This is a genomic window from Solimicrobium silvestre (assembly GCF_002976435.1).
Taxonomy (GTDB): domain Bacteria; phylum Pseudomonadota; class Gammaproteobacteria; order Burkholderiales; family Burkholderiaceae_D; genus Solimicrobium; species Solimicrobium silvestre.
This window is the reverse complement of record NZ_PUGF01000001.1, coordinates 531,823-557,440: the sequence shown is the minus strand read 5'-3', so window position 1 is coordinate 557,440 and position 25,618 is coordinate 531,823. Positions and strand designations below refer to the sequence as shown.

Sequence of the window (25,618 nt, the reverse complement as noted above, 5' to 3'; positions counted from 1 at the left end):
AATGACTGATCCTACTAACACTGCTAATCATATAAATGCAGCTGCAGCAACGCCAAAACAGAACAAAAAAAGCGTAGCCAGACGTATTTTTAACATGCTGTTTTTGAGTGCGCTACTCTTCATAGCGTTGCTGATTTTGGCCGCGGCTTGGTTAGTTGCAACCGAAGCCGGCGCTAAAACTACCCTTGCTTTGTTGGATCGCTATGCCAGCATACATAGCCAAGGCGTTTCCGGCAGCTTGCTGCATCAACTCAAGATTCAACATATCGAATTGCGTAATAAAGAGCTGGATTTAGTCGTCGATGATGTGGCGTTGCAATGGCAGCCCAGTGCATTATGGCGTCAACAGCTACAGCTTGATTATCTGCGGATTAATAGTCTGCAATTAGCCCTTGCACCAACACCAAGCGATGATAAGCCAGCGATTTTGCCTGCATCATTAAGCCTGCCGCGTTTAATTAAATTAGTTAAGGCAGATCAGCTTGCGATTAATAATTTTCAGTTATCAACCTTGGATGCGAGCGGGAAACACGGTGGAGTGCAGCAATTTTCTGCGTTAACCGCGCAAGTGGTAATTAATTCAGAGAATTATCAACTGCAATTCTCCGGCACAACGCCGTGGGGTAATGCTGCGTTATCTGGTAATTTAGGCAGCGCTGCACCATTTAATTTACAAGCCAAGTTCGACTGGCAAGGTCTGGCGATCCAACAAAGTGGCGTTACTGTTCCCGTGACGCAATTGCACGGCACATTATCAGGGAATTTAAAAAAATTGCTGTTACAAGCTCAGCTTGATGTAGCCGAGATTGAAAAAAATGCCGCACCAAATTTCAAACCTGCCAGCGGTCAAATTCACGCGGTATTAACGCCGTTTTCCGTATTGCCGCTAGATACCTTGCAATTGGATTTAAACTCAGTCAACCCAGCTAGTTTTTATGCAGATGCCCCCAAAGCAAATTTGCATCTTAAGGCCGATTTTAAGGCGGTCGGCGATGTAAAAGCGCCGATCTTGCGCGGACATTTTGCAATTAAAAATACCATGCCGATGATCTGGAATGCCGGCGGAATCCCAGTTGCGGCGATCAGTTCAGACATCACATTAGATGAACATCAAATCAGTTGGCAGGCGACGCAAATAGAACTCGAAGCTGGTGGTTCGGTGCTCGGTTCGGGGCATCTCAACTTGCATAAAACGGCTTTGCCTGATCTGTTTGCTCAATTAGATTTAAAAAATGTGGATTTACTTCACATAGATAAACGCTTAAAGAAAACCCAGTTAAGCGGACAAGTTCGAGTAGAAAATATCACAACCGGCTTGCAATTTGCACTGAATCTACACGAATCCCAACCTAATTTATCTGCCAACTTAAAAGCCAATGTTCATCTAAGTAATGAACAACTGCTGAGTGTGCAAAAACTGGAATTACTCGCCAAGGATGCTACTTTAAACGCGCAAGGTAGTTTTGCATTGCAGGGCCGGCAAGAATTTTTACTGCAAGGTGAAGCGCATAATTTAAATCCGGCGCGTTGGATTGATGTGCCGGAAGGGCACATTGCTACGCGCTTTAAGGTGGCTGGCCAAGTACAACAAGGTTGGAGGATTGATGCGCAATTGGCTGAATTGTCCGGGCAATTTGCTGGCTTGGCGTTGCAGGGCGAATCTAATTTGATTGCTCAGCAAGGCAAATTGTTGTCGATCAAAAAATTAGAATTAAACTGGGGTAAAAGTCATTTATCGGCTAGCGGGAATTGGCAGTTAAATGAATCGGCGAATGCTAATCAACATGAGCAATTGCAGCTTGCGCTTGCGGTGCCTGATCTGGCTGCGTTAAGCCGCCCCTTTGAAAAAATAGTACCGATCTCATTAAAAGGTTCACTTTTTGTGGATGGAATTTTGTCGGGAAATTCAAAGCAACCTAGTGGTCGGCTGAATGTGAAAGCCGATAAATTAGCTATCCCTGAACTCATCACGTTGGAAAAATTGCAGGCAAATATCGAGTTGGCAGAGGGTATCACCGGAAAAATTGACGGCAATTTGGAATTGACTGGATTGGCCGCGGGGAAAAGTGAAACGGAGAATTTTAAGATTGAGCGCATACAGGCCAGTTTGTCCGGCTTGCGTCATGCACATCAATTGCATGTAAGTGCGAATTTACCGCAGCAACATCAAATTGAATTGCAGGCGCAAGGTGATTTGCAAGAGGCAAGTGCTGGCACCGATAATGTGACTCAGTGGCAAGGGCAGATACAAAAATTAAATTTGGCAGGCGAGTTGGATTTTCAATTGGCAGCGCCTTTTGCACTAAAAATTTCCAGCAAAGCCGCTCAAATGGGCGCTGCAAATTGGCAAGGTAAATTGGGACAGCTGCAAGTGCAACAAGTCAATTGGTCGCGGGGACAGTTAAGCACGCAAGGGAAATTACAGGGCTTGCAAGTGGTCAATGCGTTAAAGCTCTGGCATGCGGATATTCCCTTGGCCGGAAAACTACAAATTGATGCGGCGTGGCAGCTAGATATTGGTCAACAAATTGCTGGGCAGTTTGAAATCAAACGCACCAGCGGTGATCTGTCAGTAAAAGATATGGCGAGTGGATATAACCAGACTCTAGCACTCGGTTTGCAGAATTTATTTCTCAAAGCCAGCACGGGCGATGGCGGTGGGAGTGCAAGACAGCAAGCGATCAACGTGCAATTGCAAGCACAAGGTGCCCAGCTCGGGCAGATAGAGGCAAACTTGCGCAGTGCCGTCAATAAGACCGAACAAGGTTGGGCATTGGCGGCTAATGCACCTTTGTCGGGAACGGCCAGCATTCAAATTCAAAATATTCAATGGGTGAGTCAATTGCTAGGTTCGGGTATTGCGTTACGCGGCGAGTTGCAAGCGCAGGGGCAACTTAGCGGGACGTTGGATAAACCAGATTATTCCGCTCAAATCAACGGTAAAGATTTGCAGATTTCACTGACGGAATTAGGTGTATTGTTGCCTAACGGAAGTTTGAAGGCGAGTATGGATAAAACGCAATTTACACTCAGTAGTTTGAAGTTTTCACAAACCATTAAAGCGCCGCCCAGACACGATAAATTAACCGAATTTACCTGGCTCAATGAAACCGGTTTTGTTGAGTCGAGCGGAACGGTTGATTTGCAAAGTGGTCGTGGTTCAATTACGACCCGTTGGCAGCATTTTCCTTTTTTACAAAACGCCGATAGCTGGTTGGTGGCGACAGGCGATGCGCAATTAACAGAATCCGGAAAAACCTGGAATTTAACCGGGCAGTTACTAGCGGATGGTGCTTATTTTTCAGTGCCCAAGCAAGCCCCGCCTAAATTATCTAGCGATGTGGTGGTTTTGAAAAAAAATGCTAAAAAGAGCGTGGAAAAGTCGGATGGTTTACAATCCAGCGTGGACTTTAGTATCAAAACTGGTAAGAATTTTGTTTTTGTTGGACGCGGTCTGGATACTAGTCTCGATGGCGATTTACGTATCCGGATTAAAAATGGCGGCTCTATTTTGGCCACCGGTTCGATTCAGACCACCGGTGGAACCTATGAAGGCTATGGTCAACAATTAGCGATTGAACGTGGCATTTTAAATTTCCAAGGTGCGCCAGATAACCCCGGTTTGAATGTCCGCGCTATTCGACGCGGTTTGCCGGTTGAAGCGGGCGTGGAAGTAATCGGCACCGTGGCAAAACCAGAAGTCAGGTTGATTTCAGAGCCGAATGTTCCTGACCCGGATAAACTTTCCTGGATGGTGTTAGGCCGTAGCTCAGATCAGATGGCAGGTTCCGAAGCGGCTTTGTTAATGAGTGCTGCCGGTGCAATTTTTGGTGGTGACAGTGGTAGCGGCAGTAATATGCCACGCGATATTGCGCATAGTTTAGGGCTGGACGACCTTTCGGTCGGAACGACCAGCACCGCGCCCGGATCACAATTACCTAGCCAGACTGTGGCTGGCAATATCAGCGCTACTTCGCCGAATGAACAGGCTTTCAGCGTTGGTAAACGCATTACCCCGAATTTAGTTTTTTCTATTGAGCGTAGTTTGACTGACGCAACCAATGGTTTGAAGTTGACGTGGCAATTAACTCGTCGCTTCAGTGTGATTGGTCGTGCTGGCAGTGATACCGCAATTGATGGACAATATACCTTTTCTTTTGATTAAAAAGCGTAATGAAATAGTATGAGTGAGAGAGTTAATATCAATCGAGCACAAGTGAATGGCAACGGGACTCTGGGAGTCGCTGATTCATTAACTGGTTCGCATTATCAAATCCCCAAAGAGCCGGGCAGAAACTCCGCCTTTTTGTTGGCTGGCGTAATGCATGTGCTGTTGTTTATGTTTTTGTGGATAGGCATCCGCTGGCAAAGTCAGGAGCCTGTCGGCGTTGATGCGGAAATTTGGGATATGACTACGCGTGAGGCGGCGCCCTTACCTAAGATTGAAGTGGCACCTCCTCAGCCACCAGAGGTTGAAAAAACGGAACCAGAACTTACTTCCAAGCAAGTAGCGCAGGAGCAAGAACAAGAGCAAGAAGCGGAAATCGCCATTGAGCGTGCTCGCAAGCAAAAAATTGCCGATGAGAAGCTTATTGAGAAAAAGAAAATTGAAGATCAGTTGAAAGAAAAGCAGAAAGAAGATCAACTGAAAGAAAAGCAAAAAGAAGAAAAATTGCAAGAAGCAAAGGACGAGCAGAAGCGTAAAGATGATTTGCAAAAAGACCAGAAAAAGCAAGATCTGGCTAAGGCAGCAGAGCAGAAAAAAGCTGATGCCCTGGCAAAAAAGCAGCGTGACGATAACTTAAAAAATCTCACCAGTCAGGTAGTTGGTACAGGTGGAACAGGCGATGCTGTTAAATCCACAGGTAATAATCGGGTTGATCCTAGTTATGCTGGTAAAATTGCCGCTAAAATTAAGTCGAAAATGGTGTATTTAGGCTCGGATAATGGCCCAGATAATCCTACAGTGGAATTTAAAATTGATTTATTTCCAGATGGATCATTGAGAGGGGTTCCTCACAAAACAAAATCCTCTGGCGTTGCGCAATTTGATGACGCCGTGGACAGTGCTATTAGAAACGCAGCCCCTTATCCGGCAGATAAATCAGGTGTTGTGCCGCAGACCATACCATTGACCTATAAATTGAAAGATTAAAATTAATGAATATTGCAATGACAAGTCAAATTAATAAATATGTAGGCAGACTATTTTTACTAGGCTGTCTGTTGAGTTTTTCAGCTCATGCGCAATTACATGTAGAAATTTCTGGCGTTGGCGCAACTCAAATTCCTGTCGCCATTGCTAGTTTCGCGGATGAAGGCATTGCCCCGCAGCTGGTGAGCCGTATTATTAAAGACGATTTGATACGCAGTGGCTACTTCAAAATTATAGAAACTTCCGGCGCTTTGTCAGAAACTGACAGCGTTAATCTTCCTGAATGGAAAGCGCAAGGCGCTGATGCATTGTTGGTTGGTAGCGTGCACAAAACGGATGATGGGCGGTTTGATGTCCGCTACAAACTGTACGACACGAATAAGTCGAGTACCTTATCCGCTTTTGCCGTTGCAGCAACTCCCCAATATAATCGCGTAAGCGCGCATAAAATTGCCGACGATGTGTATGAAAAGCTGACTGGAATTCGCGGCATATTTTCAACCCGCATTGCCTATGTGACAAAAAGCGGCCCAAATTATCAGTTGGAAATAGCTGACTCGGATGGCGAAGGCGTGCAAGTGGCATTCCGTTCCAAAGAACCGATCATGTCGCCTTCCTGGTCTCCGGATGGCACCAAAGTCGCTTATGTTTCGTTTGAGTTAAGAAAGCCAGTGGTTTACGTGCAAAATTTAATGACTGGTGCACGCACTTTAGTGGCGAATTACAGAGGTAATAATTCCGCCCCGGTATGGTCGCCTGATGGAAGCAAGGTTGCATTGGCTTTATCGCGCGATGGCAATACACAAGTTTACACGGTCAATGTTGACGGTAGTGGTTTGCAGCGCATGACCAACACCAGCGGTATTGATACCGAGCCGCAATTTTCTGCTGACGGACAATTCATTTACTTTACCAGTGACCGTAGTGGTGGGCCACAAATTTACCGGATGAGCGCAGCCGGAGGCGAAGCGCGCCGTGTTACATTTACAGGAAGTTACAATATTGCACCTAGAATCTCTCCTGATGGACAGACTTTGGCGTATATTTCTCGCCGCGATGGAAAATTTCAACTATACGCACTAGATTTAGGGAATAATCAAGAGTTGCGTTTAACTGATACGCAAGATGACGATTCACCCAGCTTTGCACCCAATAGTAAATATATAATGTACGCTACTGAAGTTGGTCAGCGTGGCACTTTAGGGGTTGTTTCAGTGGATGGCCGTAGTAAGCAGCGTTTAACAACTCAGGCTGGTGATGTGCAGAATCCCACTTGGGGCCCGTTTATGAAATAGTAGCAAATGGTAGTAGGTAAAAAGTAATGTGTTTAGGCGTTTGGGATGCTTGTGTAATAAAACAAGTAAATTAATTTAATTCAATAAAGGAAATAAAAATGAATAGTATTACATCTAAATTGGTCTTGGCGATGGCCGCAGCTGCATTGATGAGCGCATGTAGCACCCCGGTAAAAGTGGAAGAAAAAGCACCGGTAGCAGAAGCACCAGCGCCAGTAGTTAAAGCACCAGAAGTACGTGCTGTACAACCAGTTGTTGCAGAAATTGATCCGTTAAACGATCCAAAAGGTGTTTTGGCAAATCGTAGCGTTTATTTTGATTTCGACAAATACACAGTTAAAGACGAAGCCACTGCAATGTTGTCTGCACACGCTAAATACTTAGCTTCACACACTGCACGTAAAGTTTTAGTTCAAGGTAATACCGATGAACGCGGTGGCCGTGAATACAACTTGGCTCTCGGTCAAAAACGTGCAGTTGCAGTGACTAAATCTTTAACAACTTTAGGCGCTTCTGCTTCACAAATCGAAGCCGTATCTTTAGGTAAAGAAAAACCAAAAGCTACTGGTAACAACGAAGCAGCTTGGGCAGAAAACCGTCGCGCTGACATCGTTTATTAATAGGTACTGATCAATGAAGCGATTCTTTCTTAGCCTGCTCACTGTTTTATCCATCGGCATACTCACAACACCAGCACATGCTGGGTTATTTGATGATGATGAAGCTCGTAAGGCAATTCTAGATCTGCGCACTAAGCTTGATACGGTTAGTAGCAAGCTTGATGATCAGATTACGAATAAAGCGGATAAAACAGTAGTTCTTGATCAGTTGAATCAACTAGATTCGCTGCGTCAGGAAATTGCAAAATTACGCGGGCAGGTTGAGGTTCTATCGAATGATGTGAGTGATAGTCAACGTCGACAAAAAGATTTTTATGTCGACCTTGATAATCGCTTGCGTAAGCTAGAGCCGCAAAAACTGCTGGTAGATGGGAAAGAAGCGCAAATTGATCCAAATGAACAAAAAAGCTATGACACGGCATTAGCTGTGTTTCAGTCTGGGGATTATTCAGGGGCTGCCAATGCTCTGAATTCCTTTATTCAGATGTACACACGTTCTGCTTATGTGCCGAATGCGCAATATTCTTTAGGCATCGCTTATTACGCGCAAAAAGATTATAGAAACGCGATCGCTACTTTTCAGTCGCTAGTCAAAGCTTCTCCTGATTTCTCTAGAGCGCCGGATGCAATGTTGACTATCGCAACTTGCTATTCCGAGCAAAAGGATAAAACGGCAGCCAGAAAAGTACTGCAAAATTTACGTACGCAATACCCTGATTCAGCAGCAGCGAAAACGGCCATTGACCGTTTGAACGCGCTGAAGTAAATCTTGATTTTTTTAGAGGTGGTGGTTGCTGCGCCTTAATTGATGCGTTATGTGCTTAAAAATAACGCATCAAAAGTAACTCCCACTTTTTTGTCTGCTAATTCAAACATAAACCGAGTTTTTGTTTGACACTGAACCAGACACTACCCTATAATAGCCGTCTTTCGGGTCGTTAGCTCAGCTGGTAGAGCAGCGGACTTTTAATCCGTTGGTCGCAGGTTCGAATCCCGCACGGCCTACCACGAATACCTAAAAGGCTTAGGTTTTAGATCTAAGCCTTTTGTTTTTGGTGAAATTTAGCATTTTAGAAAATGCTAACGTAATGTTTAAATAGTTTTAATGCAGTCATTAAGATGCAGCAAATAGTTTTGGGTCGTTAGCTCAGCTGGTAGAGCAGCGGACTTTTAATCCGTTGGTCGCAGGTTCGAATCCCGCACGGCCTACCAAAATGAAGAAGGACTTAGGTGAAAACCTAAGTCCTTTTTTGCATTTATGTTTTTGAATTTTGCGATTTGAGTTAATCTGAGCAAACTTATATATGGTGCTGTCATGAAGAAAAATAATTCGACTAAAAATTCAACCGACACTTCATCGGCGGCAGAAGGCTTGGCGCATGAAATCAGGCCGGGGCAATCGATAGAATTGCTGAAAGAATTGCACATTTTGACGCGTGACGGGAAGATGAATCAGGATAGTCGCCGCAAGTTGAAGCAGGTTTATCATTTATACCAGTTCATTGAACCATTAATGCAGGCAGTGCAATTGGATCATGCTGACGTGTCGTTAGTAGATCATGGTGCTGGCAAGTCGTATTTAGGCTTTATTTTGTACGATTTATATTTTAAATCGCAACAAAACCAGTCGCGGATTTATGGCATAGAAACACGTGATGAATTAGTGAGTAAATCGCAGGCATTGGCAACACGCTTAGGCTTTGCAGGTATGTCGTTCCTAAACCTATCTGTAGCGCAATCGATTACTTCCGATGCGTTGCCGGCAAAAATTGATATTGTGACGGCGCTGCACGCCTGTAATACGGCAACCGATGATGCGATAGCCTTTGCCCTGAAAAAACAGGCCAGCTATATTGTGCTCGTTCCCTGCTGTCAGGCTGAAGTGGCGGCTACTTTAAAGAAAAGTAAAAACGCGGCAATAAAAAATAACCCTTTATCCGAACTGTGGCGTCACCCTATTCACACGCGTGAATTTGGTAGCCAGTTGACTAATGTGTTGCGCTGTTTGCAACTGGAAGCGCATGGTTATCAAGTTACTGTGACTGAGTTGGTTGGATGGGAGCATTCGATGAAGAATGAGCTGATCGTCGCCACTTATAAAAATTTACCACGCCAGCATGCTCAGGAGCGACTGACTCAGGTGTTGCATAGCACCGGTTTAGAAGCGCTGCAGGAGCGGTTTTTTACTGCGCCATGAGCCAACACTAAATACCTGTCATTGGATTGTCATTCTGCTTCGGTATGATGGTAGACCGACATAAAAACTACGCATTAAAGGAAGTGAAATGTACGCAGCGGTAGATTTGGGATCAAATAGTTTTCGTCTGCATGTAGGGCGCTTTGATGGCGATGCGATGCGCATTGTTAAAAGTGCGCGCGAACCGATACGCTTGGGCGCGGGTTTGGATGCAGATGGTAATTTAACGCCGGCGGCAATTCAGAGCGCGATTGTTGCATTGTCACGGTTCCGTACCATTCTGGGCCAATATGCGCTGGATTCAGTGCGGGTTGTGGCAACTAATACCATGCGTATTGCAAAAAATGCGGGTCAATTTTTGCCTGAATTAGAAAAAGCGATCGGCTATCCGATTGAAATTATTTCGGGCGAAGAAGAGGGGCGCTTAATCTACATGGGGGTTGCCAAGGTCTTGGCGAATCCTGCTGAAAATCGCTTGGTAATTGATATTGGCGGCGGCTCTACGGAAGTGATTTTTGGGCACGGACAAGAGATTTTAAAAGTGGCCTCGTTTAGCGTTGGCACAGTTAAGCAGAGCTTATCTTTCTTCCCCGAAGGCAGGATGAGCCGCGAAAGTTTTGAAGCGTCGATCTTGTCAGCGCGTTCGCACTTTGAAGACGCCGCACCGTTTTACCAAACCTGCAATTGGACTCGGGTTTACGGATCTTCCGGCAGTGTTCGCTCGATTGCTGAAGTGATGGCGCGCAATAAGATTGGTGATGGCAGCTTAAGTTTAACAAATCTGGAAATTTTAAAAGATCTCTGCATTCAGGTAGGTCAAATTAACCAGCTTGAATTGGCTGGCATTAAGCCTGAACGGACTGCCATGGTGGTGGGTGGCTTGGCGATTTTAATCGGTGTGATGCAAGAGCTTAATGTCGTTCAGGTGCAGACCATTGAAGCTGGCTTGCGGATGGGCGTGATTTGGGATTTACATCTACGGGCTACGCAGCATGACCGGCGTGAACAGGCGGTGCTTAATGTGTCTGCAGCGTTTCAGGTTGAGCCGCAACGGGCTAAATTTGTCGTTGAACTGGCGCATATTATGTATGAGCAGCTCAAGCCCAGCGCCGACACGTACAAGGCGCAATTATTGTGGGCAGCACGTTTGCATGAGGTTGGTTTAATTGTTTCCCAAACGGGTTACCACAAGCATGGCGCGTATTTGGTTGAGTATGCTGACATGCAAGGCTTCACCACCCGTGAGCAGCGCAATATGAGCAAAATGATTTTGAGCCAAAAAGGTAATTTACGCAAAGTACAAGAGTCTTTGCTGGATGCAGATTTTGCTAAAGCGGTGCTGGCATTGCGGCTGGCGGTTCTGTTTATGCATACTCGCCTTGAATTATCGTTGGCAGATGTGCGCGTTAGGATGAAAAGTAAAATCGAATTGGAAATTAAAGGCGAATGGCTCACGCAACATCCCACCTTAAGTTATTGGCTGGAAAAAGAGCATGAAGCCTGGTCGGAAATAAATATCGACTTCGTGGTGCGTGTTACGCCTTGATTAATGCTGGCTTTATGCGTCGATAGCAAATAATTTTTTAAACTGCCGTTGCCCTTCTTTACTAATGATGAGGGCGCGGCCATCCAGCTCACGTTCTAGCCAAGCACGGTTCAGCATGAATTTGAGTAGGGCGTTACCCAAGGCTCCAGCAATGTGTGGCTTGCGTTCACTCCAGTCAAGACAAGCACAGGCAAAGCGGCGCCGGGTTTGGCGTACGCTGGTCACATCCAAACCGATATGCTCTAAAGCGGCAATACCATCGGGATGTAAATCGTAGTTGGTTCCATCATCCGAAATGGCGGTTAGCCAACCTTGGTTTTTAAAATAATCATGTAATTCAACGGCTACCGAACCTGCCATATGATCGTAACAACTGCGTGCATTACGTAGCTTGGTGGGCGTGTTTGGTATAAAGCGCGCTTGCGCAACGCCTGCTATGCGCAGTAATGCTTCCATCGCGTCAGCAACCTCTTTCCCTGCAAGTTGATAATAACGGTGCTTGCCTTGTGCTAACACGGTCACTAAGTATTGTTCTTTTAGTTTGGCTAAATGACTGCTTGCGGTAGATGGGCTTATTTCACCAACAACGGCAAGCTCGGTGCTGGTTCTGGCTCTTCCATCCAATAAGCAGCACAACATTTTAGCTCTTGCGGGCTCAGCAATTGCCGCCGCAATTTGGGATAAATGTATATCCACATGATTGATGTCTTGCATATCCGAGGTAGTCAGTGCATTCATAGTTTGATGTAAATCGAATTGTTGGATGAGTTCGAGAACTATACTTTGGATTCAATGTGAGAGAAAGTAAAACAAATGAACTCTATTAATTCAATCGCTGCGTTGAATACCGCTACAAATCCTTACCCTGATTATTGTGCTTTACTGAGTGGACCTGAACTCGTTTTTAATGAGCAGTTGCAATGCTGGGTCGCAAGCCGGGCAGCTGTGGTCGATGAAGTATTTAATAATCCGTATTGTTTAGTAAGACCGAGTGCAGAACAAGTGCCAAAGACCTTAGTTGGAAGCAGTGCTGGGGATATTTTTGCGCGGTTGATCCGCATGAACGAAGGTAATGCTCATGCATGCCCGAAGCTGGCAACTTTAAAGGCCTTGAACACGTTGGATGGCTTGCGTATTTCGATATGTACTAATGAAATGATCGCATTACTCGCTGCAAAATATGCCTTATCTGATGGCGCTTACTTGGCTGCATGGATGTTTGATCTTCCTATTTATGTTGTCGCCAAATTGTTGGGCTTTAATGATGTTGAGTTGCCGCGGGTGGCTGAATGGGCACGTGACTTTGTGTGCGGTATCTCCCCATTGGGTAATGCCGAGCAGTTAAATTCTGCCAGCGTCGCAGCCAGAGCTTTGCTACTGCGATTTAGGGTGTTGATTGAATGTGCACCCGTTCAAGAAAAAAGTTTGTTGAGTCACTTGCTGCAAGAAGCACAGTTGGCGGGTTGGGACAATTGCGATGCGATTCTTGCTAACCTGATTGGTTTTTTATCGCAAACCTATGAAGCTACAGCGGGTTTGATTGGTAATGGATTTATTGCCTTGTTTAATCGACCCGAACTGCAATTGTTGATAAGCAGAGATATCAGTCAAATGGATCATCTAGTGCAGGAAGTCTGTCGCTTTGATCCGCCAGTGCAAAATACACGCCGTTTTGTGGCGCAAGCAACTATCGTGGCTAACCAGCATCTGCAAGCGGGGGATTCTATTCTTGTGTTGCTTGCCGCCGCTAGTCGTGATGAGCAAGTAAATGCCAGGCCGGATGAATTTATCTTAGAGCGCACTAATCGGCGTTTATTTGTATTTGGGCATGGGCGACATGCTTGCCCTGGGCAAAATTTATCCTGCACTATCGCCAGTGCTGCGCTATCGGGATTGCTGCCTTTGCTCGTTGATATTAAGCAACTTAATTGGACATATCGCCCATCATTCAACGTGCGTGTCCCGGAATTTACCGTAATAACGAAAAGGAGTTGACGTGATCGCTGTGATTTTTGAAGTATTACCTTATGCGGATGCCAAACAGCAATATTTGGATATTGCCAGCTCACTCAGCCCGATGTTGATGGGTATGGATGGCTTTATTTCGATAGAGCGATTTCAAAGTTTGAGCAATCCAGAAAAAATTCTTTCCTTATCGTTTTGGCGTGATGAAGCCGCAGTAGCCGAATGGCGCAATAGAGAGGAGCATCGTGCGGCACAGAGTACAGGAAGGTCGGCAATTTTTGAAGATTATCGATTGCGAATAGCCTCTGTAGCGCGTGATTACGGTATGACTGAGCGCGATCAAGCCCCGCCAGACAGTCGGGTTCAGCATGCTTAAGTGATTAAGGCGCACAATTTAATGCTGTGAATCAACTCAAATAAAGACATAAATCAAATCAACGTCAATAACTCCCGTTTTTTGACGTTTCATCCCCCCGTTTTGCAGCTTTGTCGCATTCCCGTAGCACAGTGATTCAGGCTTGTTTAAAGTGCGTTCATCAACTAAACAACCCCTGAAGGGAAATGAAATGAAAACCTTAAATCTTACCCAAGCCAATGTTCAATCTAAACTGATTTTGGCTGTAGCATTGATCGCTGCTGTTGCTGCTACCAGCTTGGCATTTCAAAATGGTGGAGGTGCAAAAAATACCGCGATCGCTATGACTGAAGTTCCAGTGCAACAAGTAGTGATTGCAGGAAAGCGGATGACTGCGGAAGAAAAACTGGCCTACGATTTAGCACCAAAAGAAATTGCTCGGGTGGAAATTATTGGTCAGCGTTTGAGTGCCGATGAAAAAGTAGCGATGTTGGCTGAAGATGAAATCAATGCAAAACATGCTGCAGCTCATAGAAAAGCATAAATGGATGCGCTGACTTTATACGTTTTTAACCTCTTTTCCCTCTCCTCATTCTTTTTGATACATGCTTATTTGCCGACATGACTGACCTGATTCGTAATATTGTTAGAAATGTCGCCAAATAAGCATGCATTAGCACTTTTAAGCCACCCTATTTTTGACAGCGTATTTTGCTCTCAATATACGCACATAAAATATTAATAATTTATTAATCGATATAGTCAAAAATTGTGAAATAAAATTCTTAAATTTTATTGCTCCATAAAATCAGATTTTCCACCAGAGTTTATGGTAATGTTGCGCCGATTCATCTCACCCTTATAGATGCAAAAATACGACAGCGGCGGACTATGTATAACCCATCAGACTATATTAAGAATCACATCAGAACCGTAGCCAACTGGCCGCAAGATGGCGTGATGTTTCGTGACATTACTCCGTTACTGCAAAATCCCAAAACATTCCGTGTGTTAATTGATTTATTTGTCCATCGCTACATGGATGCCAATTTGGATTTAATTGCCGGTATGGATGCGCGCGGATTTATTATTGGCTCAGTCGTCGCATATGAGTTGAATTTAGGCTTTGTGCCGATCCGTAAAAAAGGCAAATTGCCGTTTACGACGATGTCCGAAGAATACACACTGGAATATGGCAGCGCCACGGTAGAAATGCATACCGATGCATGCAAGCCGGGTGACAGAGTCGTGTTAATTGACGATTTGATCGCCACTGGTGGCACGATGTTGGCTGGGAAAAAATTGCTGGAAAGAAATGGCGCATTCATCATCGAAGGCGCCGCCATTGTAGATCTGGTCGACTTAGGCGGCTCTGCGATGCTAAAAAAGAGTGGATTGCCCTTATTTACCGTCTGTGAATTTGACGGCCATTAAATTTATATCGGTGACCAATTTAAATGATTGCCGGATGTATCGGTAATCGACATCATTTGTTTAAAGATTTTGGCCTGGATAGAGTCAGGTAAATGCACGAAATCCAGGTTGTTCACATAACGATCACCTTGTATAAACCCCCAGGAAAAAAACTTCAGCGCAGCAATAGTTTGGTTATTATTTTTGGTAACTTTCGGCATGATAATGAAAGTTCCCATGGTAATTGGCCAACTGGTCGGACCGGCTTTATCTGTCAAGGTTTCATTGAAGTTGGCTTGTGTTTTCCAGCCGCTATGGTTTAAAGCAGCTTCAAAATTAGCCGGTTTAGGGGAAACAAAATTACCGTCTGCATTTTGAAGTTGCACAAAGCTGAGTTTTTCTTGCACTACGTAGCTGTATTCCACGTAGGAAATGCTGTTAGGCGTTTGTTTGATTGTCGCCACTATGCCGTTACTGCCTTTGATTTGTTGTATTTCAGCAGGCCACTTAATTATAAAATTACAACCGAAATGGGCTTTCCAGTCCGGGCTAACGTGGCTTAAATAATCACTGAAATTGTAGGTAGTGCCAGAGCCGTCGAGACGAGCTAATGCGATAATTTCTACTTTAGGCAAGCTTAAGTTGGGATTTAAGGCAGTAATCGCTGCGTCATTCCATTTAGTGATTTGATGAGAGAAAATTCCGGACAAAATCGACCCGTTGAGTTTCAGCTCGCCGGGCTTAATTCCAGGTAAATTAACCACAGGCACCACGCCGGAGATGGCACTTGGAAATTGTATCATCTGATTTTGTTGCAAATCATCCGCACTCAGTGCTACATCGCTGGCACCAAAATCAATTAATTTACCTTTAATTTTTTTGATCCCGGCAGTAGAGCCGATCGCGTCATACTCCACATCGAATCCGGTTTTTTGTGCATAAGCCGTGGCCCATTTTGTATACAAAGGCTGCGCGGCAGAAGAGCCAGCGCCATTTATTGGGTCGGCAAACGTTGCCTGAAAGATACTTATAGCAAGTATACCGAGAATGATTTTTTTAAAACTGAACATGATAATTACTAACAAAAATGGGATGGAAGGTGGGTATAAATAACCCCTGACAGATTTAGCTACATCAAAAATATGACAATATGATGACAAAGGGCAATATTGTAAGGCTTGCCGAGGTGATTAACAAACTTTTCTCACTAAATTGTCGTTTTGAGCGAATTAAATGAAAATCAAACAACTCGCCTCATTTCAGGGGGAAGTCGTGTTGTTTGTCTTTGACGACATAGGCGCGAATTGGGAATTGGTGTGGAGATGGCGCAATGTTGGCCGTGGGAATTGCTGTGGGAGTGGTGTAATTATCGTCGAAGGACCCGCCATTGTTGAGGTGGTCAACATAGGCGGATCAATGATATTAAAAAAGAGAGGCTTGCATCAAAATTGACCGTCGGTGATGTTGACGGTCACTAGTAACTTACATCGGTGACCAATTTAAATGATTACCGAAAGTATCGGTAATCGACGTCATTTGTTTAAAAATTTTGGCTTGGATAGAATCTGGTAAATGCACGAAATCCAAGCTATTCACATAATGATCGCCTTGCATAAAGCCCCATGAGAAAAACTTAAGTGCAGCAATAGTTTTGCTATTATTTTGTGTCACCTTCGGCATGATAATGAAGGTCCCCATGGTAATTGGCCAGCTAGTCGGACCGGCTTTATCAGTCAACATTTCATTGAAATTGGCTTGCGTTTTCCAAGTGCTATGGTTTAATGCGGATTCAAAATTGGCGGGCTTCGGCGTAACAAAATTTCCGTCCGCATTTTGAAGTTGTACATAGCTGAGCTTTTCTTGCACCACATAGTTGTAATCGATGTAAGAAATAGTGTTGGGTGTTTGTTTAATCAGCGCCACAATGCCACTACTGCCTTTAACTTGTTGCGTTTCAGTTGGCCATTTAATTAAAAAATTACAGCCAAAGCGGGTTTTCCAGTCAGGGCTAACGCGACTTAAATAATCACTGAAATTGTAAGTAGTACCAGAGCCATCGACGCGGGTCACCACGATAATGGCTGCTTTTGGTAGGGTTAAGCCGGGATTTAATGCCGCAATCGCCGCATCATTCCATTTAGTGATTTGATGGGAGAAAATACCTGCCAAAGTTTCTCCATTTAATTTAAGCTCACCTGGCTTAATACCTATTAAATTAACAACAGGTACAACGCCAGAGATAGCACTTGGAAATTGAATCATTTGGCTTTGTTGTAAATCATCAGCGGTAAGGGCCACATCACTAGCACCAAAATCAATTAATTTACCTTTAATTTTTTTGATACCAGCGGAAGAGCCGATCGCCTCATACGCTACGTCCAATCCGGTTTTTTGCGCATAAGCGGTCGCCCATTTCGTGTACAAAGGCTGAGCTGCAGAAGAACCTGCGCCGTTAATTGGATCAGCTAAACTGACATGCTGGATACTTATAACAAGTAGTCCGAGGATGATTTTTTTTAAACTAAACATAATAATTGCTAACAAAAATAAGAAGGAAAGTCTGGTATGAAGTTCGACTGGGCAACACTATCGCAAAATTATGACACTATGATGATATAGGGCAATATTTTAAGGAGTGCCACAGACAATCGCATTTTTTCTAACTAAATGATTGTTTTACATAAATTAAATGAAATTTAAAAGAATCCATTGTTAAAATGCAGTTTTATCAGCCGTCCACGTTACGTTTCTATCGGGCGATGAACTCACTCACGTTATTTGTTGCAACTGAGAAATAAAATTATGACCCGATTTTTATCGTTAACCCGATTCCAAAAACAATGCATTGCTGTCAGTGCAGATCTATTTTTCTTGCCATTCATGTTTTTAACCGCGCTGTGGATGCGGTTTGATGTTGTTGATTATTTGTTGATTAAGCAATTTGGGGTGCTAATCATCGCCGCGCCATTAATTGCGATTCCCATTTTTATTCGTTTGGGGTTATATCGCGCGGTAATTCGGTTTGTGGATCAAAAAATAGTGTTTGTTGTGGTCTATGGCGTAACCCTTACTGTATTTGTATTGTTGGCGCTGGCAGTTTTTTTGCATGTGGGAATTTTATCGCGTGCCGTATTTGGAATATTTGGCATTAGCGCGGTGATGTATATGTTGGCGAGTCGGTTTATGGCACGCGCTTATTTGCTGCAGCTTAGTAATAATGACAACGCGATTCGCGTAGCTATCTACGGAGCAGGGCATACGGGAGCACACATCGCAACGGCTTTTAATGCCAGTCATGACTACATACCCATGTTTTTGATTGATGATAAAAAAGAATTGCAAGGTGCGACGATAGCTGGGATACGCGTTTATCCTTCCACTGATTTGCCAGAATTGATTGCTAAAAATCGGGTTCAGGAAATTCATTTAGTAATGCCGTCCACCCCTAAAAAAACACAATCGGTAATTTTAAATCGCTTAGAAAAATTGCGGGTTAAAGTGCGAATAACTCCGCCGATTCGTGATTTGTTAAATGGTGAACTAACAGTTAAAGATCTGCGTGAAATTGAGATTGAAGATTTACTTGGACGAGATTCCGTTGAGCCAAATCACGCATTAATAGCGGCTTGTATTGCTGATAAAATAGTGTTGGTGAGTGGTGCGGGCGGCTCGATTGGCTCAGAATTATGCCGACAAATTTTATTGCAAAAACCGACCCGGTTAATTTTGTTAGATACCTCTGAATTTGCGCTCTATACGATAGAAAAAGAATTGGCGAGTTTAAAAACAAGCCATGCTTTATCAACGCAAATCATGCCATTTTTAGTCTCCGTGTTAGAAACTGAGAAATGCCAACAAATCTTAAGCACTTTTAATGTTCAAACGGTCTATCATGCCGCTGCTTTTAAACATGTTCCATTGGTTGAGCAAAATCCAATTGAAGGCATACGTAATAATGTGTTCGGAACTCTCAGCATAGCCAAAGCCTCGATGCATGCTGGTGTCGCTAATTTTGTGTTGATATCAACAGATAAAGCCGTGCGTCCGACCAATGTAATGGGAGCGACTAAACGGTTGGCGGAATTAGTTTTGCAGGGACTCAGCGCGCAAAAAACCGTTGATCAAATCGCAGTGACTCAAAAATCAAACACCCGTTTTTGTATGGTACGGTTTGGGAATGTGCTTGGTTCTTCCGGTTCTGTTGTACCCTTGTTTCGCCAGCAAATTATGGCTGGTGGACCGATTACCTTAACGCATCCTGATATCACCCGATATTTTATGACCATTCCAGAGGCCGCTCAGTTGGTGTTGCAAGCTGGTTCCATGGGGGCTGGCGGAGATGTGTTTGTGTTGGATATGGGCGAGCCAGTCAAGATTTTAGATTTAGCTGAGCGTATGGTGCACTTAAGTGGCTTGTCATTGACCTCTGAAAGTAGTGAGAGTAACGCCATTGAAATTCAACATGTAGGGTTGCGCCCTGGTGAAAAATTATTCGAGGAGTTACTCATCGGAGATAATGTTGATGGCACTGAACACCCTCTGATTATGCGCGCGGAAGAAAGCATGATCGCCTGGCCTGTTTTGCAAGTTCTGTTGGATAAATTGGATATTGCATGCCGAAATTTTGCTTATGAAAAAGTGCGTGAATTATTGCTGGAAGCGGTCAAGGAATATCAACCGCAATGCGGCATTGAAGATATGATTTGGCATGAAGAAAAGAAGCGGCCACTTTATGAAAATGGCAAGCATGTAAATGATCGAAAATTGCACTAGTATGGTTTTATTTAATGTAACTAAATAAGGAGCTGAGATGAAAAGTAACAGCCGCATGATGTTTAAATTAAGCAGCGCATTGCTTATTACCATGGTTAGTGCCTCCGCCTTGGCAACTGAAATAATCATGAATGAAGTTGATGCAGCAGGTAAAGTGACTGCTGTTGGCAGTGTGATGCTGACTGAGACGCCTTATGGCGTGTTGTTCACGCCTAACTTGAAGAATCTACCAGCAGGAATGCATGGCTTCCATTTGCATGAAAAATCCAATTGCGGTAATACCACCACTGACAGTGTCGTTATGGTTGCGGGTGCCGCCGGCGGGCATTGGGATCCTGAGCATACGTTGAAACATGAAGGCCCCTATGGACAAGGCCATTTAGGTGATTTGCCCAGCCTGTATGTGGCTGCAGATGGTACTGCAACGATACCTGTGTTAGCTCCGCGTATTAAGGATTTAAGTCAGGTGCATGGCTTGGCGTTGATGGTGCATGCCGGTGGCGATAATCATAGTGACCACCCAGCTAAATTGGGTGGCGGCGGTGTGCGTATTGCATGTGGCTTAGTAAATTAACCTAGTTTCTCATTAGAATATTAACGGTGAATGATAATTTTACGGTTGATTTCCAATTGAATCCGATAAAGCGCCTTTACAACTTTTTCACCCCGCATCCCGGGAAGAAAGATTAATGTTTTAAAGGCGCTTTTTAATTCACCTTCTTCCTCGTCGGTTAACAGCCCTTTTCTCTCAATAACTACATCATCAACTGTGCCTCCTTCGTTGATGTAAAGCGCCATGACCACGACTTGCCGGATTGGCGTAGTCAATCCTGCCGTGTCATCTTGCAGTACATGCACTGGCTGGCTTAATTCTTGGGGCAAATAATAGCGATCTTCATCTATTGGTGGCTCCGTATCTTCTGTATTAATGAGACTTTCAGGAGTTGCAATCAACTCGCTCAAATCGGGCGTGTTTTCCTCATGCGGGCGTAGTATATTGGGCGTGGTGATAGGCAGCGCTACGCTGACGATGACATAGGGTGATTTGCGTGCATCGTGATGAAAAAAATTCGTCGTGGCGCTAAGATACAGCACGCAATGCAATAGCACGGTAATACAGATGGCAGTAGGAGAAAACTTCATCTTACGGTTGGCTGACGTGTGGGCAATTAGTCGAAGATCAGGCTAAGGTGGCAATGACGGGCGCATGATCAGAAGGTTGCTCCCATTTACGTGGTGCACGATCAATAACACAGCTTTGGCAACGTGCGGCTAACGGTGTTGAAAGTAAAATATGATCAATGCGCATCCCTTTGTTTAAGCGAAAACCTAAGGCGCGATAATCCCACCAGCTAAAACTTTTATCAGCTTGTTCAAAAAGGCGATAAGAATCAACTAAAGGTAACGCTATCATTGCTTGAAACGCTGCCCGTTCTGGTTCTGAAACTAAATTTTGTCCTTCCCACGCAGCTGGATCATGCACATCGCGGTCTTCGGGTGCAATATTAAAGTCACCCAGTAGCGCGAGTTCTGGATACGTTTTTTGCTGCTCAATCAGCCAGTTTTGCAGCGCAGCTAACCACTTTAATTTGTATTGATATTTATCTGAATCCGGCGCTTGCCCATTCGGAATATAAGCGCAGATGATACGCATGCCTTGGATCGTCACGGTTAATAACCGCTGCTGCTCATCGTCAAACAGAGGATTGTTTTTCACCACATCAGAGATCGGATGGCGCGATAAAATCGCGACCCCGTTATAGGTTTTTTGACCACTAAACACGACATGATAACCAGCAGCTTCAATGTCAGTCGTTGGAAATTTATCGTCGGTCAGCTTGGTTTCTTGCAGACAAAGTACGTCAATCGGGTTGTCTTGAAGCCATTGCAATACCTGTGGCAAACGGACTTTTAATGAGTTGACATTCCAGCAGGCTAATTTCATAGTTGATTAATCTAGTTTGTTGATACGGGTTTTAATGATTTTTACTTGTGACGTCATTATACGCAGGACAATAAATAAAAAAAGGCGCAATCTGAAACTGCGCCTTTAAGTTACTAAGCTCATGTTACAACTATCGTCTTTATTAAGTCAGTCTAACTTCCAGACAAACTCAACTTTAGCCCAGAGTTGATCCGGCTTGCCATCTTTGGTGCCTGGTTTGAACTTGCACTGACTAAAGGCCGTCAATGCGGCTTTATCCAGGCTTTTACTGCCACTTGATTTTTCTACTTTTGAATCAACCACTTTTCCATCTGCGGCAACCAAAAAGAGTAATGAAACTGTGCCGGTCTCTTCATTCATTAACGCCGCTTTAGGGTACTTGGGGGGATCGCAGGATTTACTGTCTAATACGGGAGCGACTTCAGCTCCAAAGGCGGCGACACATACATACAAAGTGGCGGCTAGGGCGGCTATGTTGGATAAACGGGTTTTCATACAAATCCCCTATTTTATGCATCTCAATTCCGGCTGTAACTGATCCAGCACTTGCAACTTTATTCGTGCCGATTGTTTCCAGCGTTTAAAACTCTTCCCAATCATTACCATCAACGGCAGCGTTTTTCTTGGCAGTAGATTTAGCGGCTGGCAATGACTTAATTGAACTTTTAGCCGCACTTTTAATTTCAGCTACTGGTGATTTAGCCTTAACTTGCGTTAGTTTTACTTCGGGGCGCGCTGCCGATGGGGCTGTTTTTTTTGCAAAATTGAGTGGCGCATTCGTGGTGAGTTTGAAAATGCTCACGACCTTAGCTAATTCCGCTGCTTGATCTTGCAAACTTTGCGCAGCCGCTGCCGCTTGTTCAACCAGTGCTGCATTTTGCTGAGTCATTCCATCCATATCAATGACCGAGTGATTTATCCCCTCAATATCCGCGCTTTGATCTTGGCTTGCGTGACTGATTTCAGCAATGATGTCGTTGACCTGTTTGACGCTGGCGACAATCTGATTAATCGTCACGCCAGCCTGGCCGACTAGCTTGGTACCAACGCCCACTTTTTCTACGGATGTGGTGATTAATCCTTTAATCTCTTTGGCAGCGACTGCGCTGCGTTGCGCTAAATTGCGCACTTCTGACGCAACAACGGCAAAACCACGCCCTTGTTCGCCAGCGCGTGCCGCTTCAACTGCCGCGTTTAGCGCCAAAATATTGGTTTGGAATGCAATGCCATCAATGACGCTAATAATGTCTTCAATTTTCTTGGCCGATTCATTAATTGCGCTCATCGTGTCAACAACCTGCGCCACGACTGTGCCACCATGACGCGCTACTTCCGATGCAGATAAGGCTAATTGATTCGCTTCGCGGGCATTATCGGCATTGAGTTTGACGGTTTTGGTTAATTCTTTCATTGCAGAAGAGGTTTTTTCTAATGAGCTGGCTTGTTGTTCTGTGCGTGAAGACAAGTCCAGGTTGCCCATCGCAATTTCACTTGAGGCGGTCGCAATCGTGTCGGTTCTGACCCTGACTTGACCAACAATGTTGACCAGACTGTCACGCATGGTTTTCATTTCGGCAATCAGGCTGGTTTCATCTCCGGGTTTGGTTTCTATCATCGCAGCCAAATCACCGGCGGCAATTTGGCTGGCAATCTGACTGGCATAATCCGGTTCACCGCCGAGTTGTTTTAACAAGCTGCGGGTAATAATGACGGCCGCTGCAACGCCAGTGATTAGCGCCAAGCCGCCTAACAACAACATCAATGTCCGAGCAGTGCTAAATGCAGAGTTGGCTTCATGCGCTACACCTGCATTTAATTTGTCCTCAAGCGTGGTCATATCGTCCAACGTATCAAGCCATTTTTTTTGTATGGGACGCAGTTTTTTAATTAAAGTAATGGTGGCAACTTCGGGGTTATTGGCCAGGCCAAGTTCCTGCGCTTTAGCCGGCAAAGGTGCCGCAGCAGTTGCTTGGTCTTTGAGCTTGCCCAACATGCTTTTCTCTTCAGCAGTTGTACTACTTTCATCCTCAAACATTTTCGCTAATTTGGCTTCGGCTGCTGCATATTTATCCGATTGTTCTTTGATCTTGGCTAGGTCGGGGCCCATATCGTCAATATCATTGAGCAGCGTCAGGTTGCGCAGTGAAACCATGCGGTCATAGACGATGGCGCGCATATCAATAATTAATCGTGTTTCAACATTACTCACGGTGACTATTTTATCCAGCCGGTCTTGAATTTGTGACATGCGGGTAATACCCAGCATGGTCACCACGATCAAAAATGCGAGCACTAACGCAAAACCTAAACCTAAGCGCTTCCCTACTTTAATTTTTGAAAGATTCATATTCTTATGTCGATGCAAAAAAATTAAATTTCTTATCTCAGCAACGCTGCATTGCTTTTTGGATAAGCGCTAGGTAATGACCGTTGCAGTAATTTGAGTGGGTGGAAGCATATTAAGTGTGTTGAAACAATAAGTTTGAATGTCGCTTGAACGTTTTCGGATTTAAAAATTAAAGCTAGATTTCATCTTAGAGCGCAAAAATATAATTTCAATCTAGAAATGGCGCCACCATTGAAATAGTGAATAAAATAATAATTTTAGATGCGTTGAAATCTGGCAAAGATTGCCAGGGGTGTTGGAGGAATAATGATTAAATAGTAACTGAGGTGGTACTAGCAAAAGATTATTTGCTGCGGGAAGAGCTAAAACAGCAACAACCTTTCGAACTTGCGTGGACCTTATGCAAGTTCGAAAGGCTCGAACGGTTCGAAACTAAGCGCTGGCGCGGTTAATCAAGAATGTTGTTAATAATGAGACAGGACGGCCAGTTGCACCTTTAGCTGCGCCTGATTTCCATGCAGTACCTGCAATATCCAAATGCGCCCAAGTATATTGTTTAGTAAAGCGTTCCAGGAAGCACGCAGCAGTAATACTGCCTCCGGCTGGTCCACCAATATTCGCAACGTCAGCGAAATTAGACTTTAATTGCTCGTTATAAGCCTCACCAATCGGCATGCGCCAAGCGGTGTCGCCGGTATCTACGCCAGCAGCTAATAATTCATTGGCTAAATCATCATGCACTGCGTCATGGCGAGTAAATAAGCCAGAGTTATGATGACCTAATGAAGTAATGCAAGCACCCGTTAACGTAGCAACATCCACGACGGCAGCCGGTTTGAAGCGTTCAACGTAAGTTAATGCGTCACATAAAACTAAACGGCCTTCAGCATCAGTATTCAATATTTCAATAGTCTGACCAGACATGGAAGTAACGATATCACCTGGCTTGGTAGCGCGGCCATTTGGCATGTTTTCGCACGATGGAATCACTGCAATAACATTGAGTTTGAGCTTTAATTCAGCAATTGCGCGCATTGTACCCAAGACGGAAGCAGCGCCGCCCATGTCGTATTTCATTTCATCCATGCCTGCGCCAGCTTTTAATGAAATTCCGCCGGAATCAAAGGTAATACCTTTGCCGACTAACACCACTGGAGCATCTTTAGCTTTGCCACCCATGTGTTTTAACACGATGAATTTTGGCGGTTCGTCACTGCCGTTGGTAACGGACAAAAAGCTGCCCATCTTTAATGCCTGGCATTGTTTGCGGTCTAAGATTTCAGTGCTGATTTTAAATGTAGCGGCGTTAAATTCTGCAGCGATTTTTTTTGCCGTATTCGCTAAATAAGTCGGTGTGCAAAAATTGCCTGGTAAATCAGCTAATTGCTTGGTCAGTGCGATACCGTTGGCGAGTGCAATGCTCTGCGTTAAGCTGGTTTTTGCGCTGGCTTGATCTTTACTCTGTATTGAAAAAGCGACCTTGGCGACGCCGGTAGTAATCACTTCAGGCTTGCTTTTTAATCCATCACAACGGTAAGCAGAAGCGCGCAAAGCCAATACCAGGCTACGAATCGCGGCATTTAAATTTTCAGCGTGTAATGTGAGTGTGATGAGCGCATCAGCGGCAGACAGGCTAGCCAGACATTGCGCTGTAGCTTGTGCCACCTTGGTGAACGTAGCGTTATTTAATGTGGTGACGGCTTTTGCTGCAGGAGCGCTGCCCAGACCGACTAAAACGACCCGTTCAGCGGCGACACCAGCCAAATTGCGTAACACTAAAGTACTGCCTACTTTGCCGGTTATATCGCCTGATTTTAAGGCAGCGCTGATAGCGCCTTGGGAATTGAGTGCTTCCGCTTCAGGACTTAATTTTTTATTCTCATAAATACCTACTACGATGCAAGCAGTTTTACTGCTTGAGAAGTTACTATTTGCGGCTAGGGGTTTTGTGCTAAAGTCCACGTGTTTCTCCTCTTTTATACTTAGACAATTCGCCATTATAGCCCC

At 44.5% G+C, this 25,618-nt stretch carries 22 protein-coding genes and 2 tRNA genes; 16 read left to right on the top strand and 8 right to left on the bottom strand.

Translation table 11 applies throughout. The features are described from left to right. Nucleotide 1: 1 nt before the first annotated feature. The 9 genes from S2091_RS02360 (at nt 2) to S2091_RS02320 (ending at nt 10,813) form a co-directional block, all read left to right on the top strand. Nucleotides 2-4,165 carry a translocation/assembly module TamB domain-containing protein gene (locus S2091_RS02360; protein ID WP_105530142.1) on the top strand — a complete coding sequence of 1,388 codons (4,164 nt, stop codon included), beginning with the start codon at nt 2-4 and terminating at the stop codon, nt 4,163-4,165. A gap of 18 nt (nt 4,166-4,183) precedes the next feature. Beyond that, on the top strand, nt 4,184-5,155 hold the full coding sequence (locus S2091_RS02355) for a cell envelope integrity TolA family protein (RefSeq protein ID WP_105530141.1): 972 nt from the start codon (nt 4,184-4,186) through the stop codon (nt 5,153-5,155). 17 nt (nt 5,156-5,172) lie between these two features. Beyond that, on the top strand, nt 5,173-6,450 hold the full coding sequence (gene tolB / locus S2091_RS02350) for a Tol-Pal system beta propeller repeat protein TolB (RefSeq protein ID WP_105530209.1): 1,278 nt from the start codon (nt 5,173-5,175) through the stop codon (nt 6,448-6,450). A 98-nt stretch (nt 6,451-6,548) separates the two neighbouring features. Then, nucleotides 6,549-7,070, top strand: a complete 522-nt coding sequence (gene pal / locus S2091_RS02345) for a peptidoglycan-associated lipoprotein Pal (RefSeq protein WP_105530140.1) — start codon at nt 6,549-6,551, stop codon at nt 7,068-7,070. Between the two features lie 13 nt (nt 7,071-7,083). Next, a complete protein-coding gene (gene ybgF, locus S2091_RS02340) occupies nt 7,084-7,836 on the top strand; it encodes a tol-pal system protein YbgF (protein ID WP_105530139.1) in 753 nt (250 codons plus the stop codon). Between the two features lie 166 nt (nt 7,837-8,002). Beyond that, nucleotides 8,003-8,078 (top strand) — tRNA-Lys (locus tag S2091_RS02335). A gap of 128 nt (nt 8,079-8,206) precedes the next feature. After that, nucleotides 8,207-8,282: transfer RNA gene (locus S2091_RS02330), tRNA-Lys, on the top strand. Between the two features lie 103 nt (nt 8,283-8,385). Then, the gene (locus S2091_RS02325; RefSeq protein ID WP_105530138.1) at nt 8,386-9,267 is read left to right on the top strand and encodes a class I SAM-dependent methyltransferase; all 882 of its coding nucleotides are present in this window, start codon (nt 8,386-8,388) and stop codon (nt 9,265-9,267) included. 88 nt (nt 9,268-9,355) lie between these two features. Next, nucleotides 9,356-10,813 (top strand): Ppx/GppA phosphatase family protein, encoded by a 1,458-nt coding sequence (locus S2091_RS02320; protein WP_105530137.1) that lies wholly within the window; start codon nt 9,356-9,358, stop codon nt 10,811-10,813. Between the two features lie 12 nt (nt 10,814-10,825). Here the strand turns inward: S2091_RS02320 and S2091_RS02315 are convergent, their stop codons facing one another. Continuing rightward, on the bottom strand, nt 10,826-11,551 hold the full coding sequence (locus tag S2091_RS02315; protein ID WP_243405283.1) for an ArsR/SmtB family transcription factor: 726 nt from the start codon (nt 11,549-11,551) through the stop codon (nt 10,826-10,828). Between the two features lie 75 nt (nt 11,552-11,626). On the opposite strand from S2091_RS02315, the gene S2091_RS02310 reads away from it, so the two are divergent. From S2091_RS02310 to S2091_RS02295, 4 genes are all read left to right on the top strand, one after another. After that, complete coding sequence (locus tag S2091_RS02310) at nt 11,627-12,808, top strand: cytochrome P450 (RefSeq protein WP_105530136.1); 1,182 nt, start codon at nt 11,627-11,629, stop codon at nt 12,806-12,808. A 1-nt stretch (nt 12,809) separates the two neighbouring features. Further along, entirely contained in the window at nt 12,810-13,154 is a 345-nt protein-coding gene (locus S2091_RS02305; RefSeq protein WP_105530135.1) for an antibiotic biosynthesis monooxygenase family protein, read from the top strand. 142 nt (nt 13,155-13,296) lie between these two features. Next, nucleotides 13,297-13,677, top strand: a complete 381-nt coding sequence (locus S2091_RS02300) for a hypothetical protein (protein ID WP_133166840.1) — start codon at nt 13,297-13,299, stop codon at nt 13,675-13,677. A gap of 347 nt (nt 13,678-14,024) precedes the next feature. After that, nucleotides 14,025-14,567, top strand: a complete 543-nt coding sequence (locus tag S2091_RS02295) for an adenine phosphoribosyltransferase (RefSeq protein WP_105530133.1) — start codon at nt 14,025-14,027, stop codon at nt 14,565-14,567. Between the two features lie 2 nt (nt 14,568-14,569). On the opposite strand, the gene pstS (S2091_RS02290) is transcribed toward S2091_RS02295, so the two are convergent. Then, the gene (gene pstS, locus S2091_RS02290; protein WP_105530132.1) at nt 14,570-15,616 is read right to left on the bottom strand and encodes a phosphate ABC transporter substrate-binding protein PstS; all 1,047 of its coding nucleotides are present in this window, start codon (nt 15,614-15,616) and stop codon (nt 14,570-14,572) included. A 163-nt stretch (nt 15,617-15,779) separates the two neighbouring features. Between pstS (S2091_RS02290) and S2091_RS02285 the strand changes: the two genes are divergently transcribed. Next, nucleotides 15,780-15,998, top strand: a complete 219-nt coding sequence (locus tag S2091_RS02285; RefSeq protein WP_105530131.1) for a hypothetical protein — start codon at nt 15,780-15,782, stop codon at nt 15,996-15,998. Between the two features lie 30 nt (nt 15,999-16,028). Here S2091_RS02285 and pstS (S2091_RS02280) read toward each other — a convergent pair whose 3' ends face one another. Further along, nucleotides 16,029-17,075 (bottom strand): phosphate ABC transporter substrate-binding protein PstS, encoded by a 1,047-nt coding sequence (pstS, locus tag S2091_RS02280; protein ID WP_105530130.1) that lies wholly within the window; start codon nt 17,073-17,075, stop codon nt 16,029-16,031. 273 nt (nt 17,076-17,348) lie between these two features. Here pstS (S2091_RS02280) and S2091_RS02275 point away from each other — a divergent pair, with 273 nt between their 5' ends. Continuing rightward, complete coding sequence (locus S2091_RS02275; protein ID WP_105530129.1) at nt 17,349-19,319, top strand: polysaccharide biosynthesis protein; 1,971 nt, start codon at nt 17,349-17,351, stop codon at nt 19,317-19,319. Between the two features lie 37 nt (nt 19,320-19,356). Continuing rightward, nucleotides 19,357-19,893, top strand: a complete 537-nt coding sequence (gene sodC, locus S2091_RS02270) for a superoxide dismutase [Cu-Zn] SodC (protein ID WP_279337027.1) — start codon at nt 19,357-19,359, stop codon at nt 19,891-19,893. Between the two features lie 20 nt (nt 19,894-19,913). Here the strand turns inward: sodC and S2091_RS02265 are convergent, their stop codons facing one another. From S2091_RS02265 to S2091_RS02245, 5 genes are all read right to left on the bottom strand, one after another. Then, complete coding sequence (locus S2091_RS02265; protein WP_105530128.1) at nt 19,914-20,462, bottom strand: hypothetical protein; 549 nt, start codon at nt 20,460-20,462, stop codon at nt 19,914-19,916. Between the two features lie 37 nt (nt 20,463-20,499). Then, nucleotides 20,500-21,264, bottom strand: a complete 765-nt coding sequence (gene xth / locus S2091_RS02260) for an exodeoxyribonuclease III (RefSeq protein WP_105530127.1) — start codon at nt 21,262-21,264, stop codon at nt 20,500-20,502. A gap of 147 nt (nt 21,265-21,411) precedes the next feature. Further along, entirely contained in the window at nt 21,412-21,759 is a 348-nt protein-coding gene (locus tag S2091_RS02255; protein WP_105530126.1) for an energy transducer TonB, read from the bottom strand. An 85-nt stretch (nt 21,760-21,844) separates the two neighbouring features. Beyond that, on the bottom strand, nt 21,845-23,611 hold the full coding sequence (locus tag S2091_RS02250; RefSeq protein ID WP_105530125.1) for a methyl-accepting chemotaxis protein: 1,767 nt from the start codon (nt 23,609-23,611) through the stop codon (nt 21,845-21,847). Between the two features lie 432 nt (nt 23,612-24,043). Then, nucleotides 24,044-25,573, bottom strand: coding sequence for a leucyl aminopeptidase (locus S2091_RS02245; protein WP_105530124.1), 1,530 nt, complete (start codon nt 25,571-25,573; stop codon nt 24,044-24,046). Nucleotides 25,574-25,618: the final 45 nt, after the last annotated feature.

Bases quoted from the DNA above. Each gene is read 5' to 3' on its own strand.
- ybgF (WP_105530139.1), top strand. From the start codon at position 7,084: ATGAAGCGATTCTTTCTTAGCCTGCTCACTGTTTTATCCATCGGCATA.
- xth (WP_105530127.1), bottom strand. From the start codon at position 21,264: ATGAAATTAGCCTGCTGGAATGTCAACTCATTAAAAGTCCGTTTGCCA.
- pstS (WP_105530132.1), bottom strand. From the start codon at position 15,616: ATGTTCAGTTTTAAAAAAATCATTCTCGGTATACTTGCTATAAGTATC.
- S2091_RS02295 (WP_105530133.1), top strand. From the start codon at position 14,025: ATGTATAACCCATCAGACTATATTAAGAATCACATCAGAACCGTAGCC.
- S2091_RS02265 (WP_105530128.1), bottom strand. From the start codon at position 20,462: ATGAAGTTTTCTCCTACTGCCATCTGTATTACCGTGCTATTGCATTGC.
- S2091_RS02285 (WP_105530131.1), top strand. From the start codon at position 15,780: ATGAAAATCAAACAACTCGCCTCATTTCAGGGGGAAGTCGTGTTGTTT.
- S2091_RS02315 (WP_243405283.1), bottom strand. From the start codon at position 11,551: ATGAATGCACTGACTACCTCGGATATGCAAGACATCAATCATGTGGAT.
- pal (WP_105530140.1), top strand. From the start codon at position 6,549: ATGAATAGTATTACATCTAAATTGGTCTTGGCGATGGCCGCAGCTGCA.
- S2091_RS02355 (WP_105530141.1), top strand. From the start codon at position 4,184: ATGAGTGAGAGAGTTAATATCAATCGAGCACAAGTGAATGGCAACGGG.
- S2091_RS02250 (WP_105530125.1), bottom strand. From the start codon at position 23,611: ATGAATCTTTCAAAAATTAAAGTAGGGAAGCGCTTAGGTTTAGGTTTT.
- S2091_RS02310 (WP_105530136.1), top strand. From the start codon at position 11,627: ATGAACTCTATTAATTCAATCGCTGCGTTGAATACCGCTACAAATCCT.
- sodC (WP_279337027.1), top strand. From the start codon at position 19,357: ATGAAAAGTAACAGCCGCATGATGTTTAAATTAAGCAGCGCATTGCTT.
- S2091_RS02325 (WP_105530138.1), top strand. From the start codon at position 8,386: ATGAAGAAAAATAATTCGACTAAAAATTCAACCGACACTTCATCGGCG.
- tolB (WP_105530209.1), top strand. From the start codon at position 5,173: ATGACAAGTCAAATTAATAAATATGTAGGCAGACTATTTTTACTAGGC.
- S2091_RS02320 (WP_105530137.1), top strand. From the start codon at position 9,356: ATGTACGCAGCGGTAGATTTGGGATCAAATAGTTTTCGTCTGCATGTA.
- pstS (WP_105530130.1), bottom strand. From the start codon at position 17,075: ATGTTTAGTTTAAAAAAAATCATCCTCGGACTACTTGTTATAAGTATC.
- S2091_RS02275 (WP_105530129.1), top strand. From the start codon at position 17,349: ATGACCCGATTTTTATCGTTAACCCGATTCCAAAAACAATGCATTGCT.
- S2091_RS02255 (WP_105530126.1), bottom strand. From the start codon at position 21,759: ATGAAAACCCGTTTATCCAACATAGCCGCCCTAGCCGCCACTTTGTAT.
- S2091_RS02360 (WP_105530142.1), top strand. From the start codon at position 2: ATGACTGATCCTACTAACACTGCTAATCATATAAATGCAGCTGCAGCA.